This window comes from Acidaminobacter sp. (assembly GCF_030247605.1).
Classification (GTDB): domain Bacteria; phylum Bacillota; class Clostridia; order Peptostreptococcales; family Acidaminobacteraceae; genus Acidaminobacter.
The window spans coordinates 1-1,500 of the sequence record NZ_JAOTSB010000067.1 but is presented as its reverse complement, the minus strand read 5'-3'; the positions used below and the strand labels follow the sequence as shown (position 1 = coordinate 1,500).

Here is a 1,500-nt window from a genome sequence, read left to right as displayed (position 1 = left end):
GATCCATGCCCTGGTAGGACAGTCTCTGTTCCAGGTCCTTGATCATCATGTCCAGCTGCCGTTCAACCAAAGCCTGGGGGACTTCGATCTCGGTTTTTTCCACCAGCGTGGTCAGGGCGCCTTCACGGGCAGCCTCTTCCATGTGCTTGTCGTAATCAGCTTTCATGCGTTTGTGCAGATCGCCGCGCAGCTCCTCCACCGTCTCGAATTCGGAGACTTCAGATGCAAATTCATCATTGAGTTCCGGCATTTCCTTGAACTTGATGTCATGGATCTTAACCTTGAAAGTTGCTTCTTTGTTATTGAGATGGTCGACGCCGTAGTTTTCCGGGAATGTTACGACAACATCCTTTTCATCGCCGACGCGGAGGCCTTCCAGCTGCTCTTCAAAGTTGCCGATGAAGCTGCCTGAGCCGAGTTCCAGTTCATACCCTTCCGCTTTGCCGCCATCAAAGGCTTCGCCGTCAATGGAGCCGTCAAAATCAAGAGTCACGAAATCGCCTTTTTCAGCGGCCTGGCCGTCTTCTCTGGACAGCAGGCGGGCATTCTGCCCTCTCATGTTTTCCAGTTCGGTATCCACATCGGATTCCAGGAAGGGATGCTCGTGGCGGGCCACTTCCATGCCGTTGTAATCGGGCAGATCGAACTCGGGAATGATCTCCACCTCAGCGGTGTAGGTCAAACCAGCTTCCTCGCTGCGATCCTTGATGTCGATCTGGGGATAGTCCACCGGTGCGAGCTTGCTTTCTTCAATGATCTTGAAATAGGACTCATTGAGTGCAAAGTTGTCAGCGTCTTCATAGAGTGCTTCTGCGCCGAACTTTTTCTTGACCATGTTATAGGGTGCCTTGCCCTTGCGGAAGCCCTGCACCTGGAAGTATTCCTTATTCTTTTCGTAGGACTGCTTCAGATGGGCCTGATACTCCTCGGGAGACACGGTCACTTCGATCTTCAGCTTGCTGCTTGATACTTTTTCAATTTTATAATCCATAGTTTCCTCCTCACAGTCCTGACGACGGACATGTGTACTCATGCAAAATCATGCCTAACAATTATAACACAAATATTCTTTTACAGAAGATGAAATCAGAAAGCCTATATGAACGTTCTGGCAACGTTCGTTGATGGGGTCACTGACCACCGCCGTGGTCCTGACATCAGGCTGGCGGACAACCAATTATCAGGGGGAGATTCCCTGCCCGGGATTCACGTCGCTTTCACACCTGTGGCAGACCTGTGGCAGACCTGCCACGGAATTCACTCAATTTGCCTCAGGGAATACAGATATTTCATTACGTCCCAGTGGTAAAGTGAAACTGTAATCAAAGAAATAAAGAAAGAAAGGGGAAATTACATCATGAACAAAAGACTTCTGACACTCGTTACGATGATGGCTGTTACCGGATCCATCCTGGCTGCTCCGGCCGCCATGGCTTCCGATATCGCCACTCTGACCCAGGCCGCCACTACGGTCCAGCAACAGACTCAGGTACAACCTGT

1 protein-coding gene is annotated in these 1,500 nt (G+C 50.5%); it reads right to left on the bottom strand.

The window, feature by feature from the left end:
• A partial coding sequence (gene tig, locus OEL90_RS15055) for a trigger factor (RefSeq protein WP_300689951.1) occupies nucleotides 1-991 on the bottom strand: 991 nt, incomplete at its 3' end.
• Nucleotides 992-1,500 lie beyond the last annotated feature (509 nt).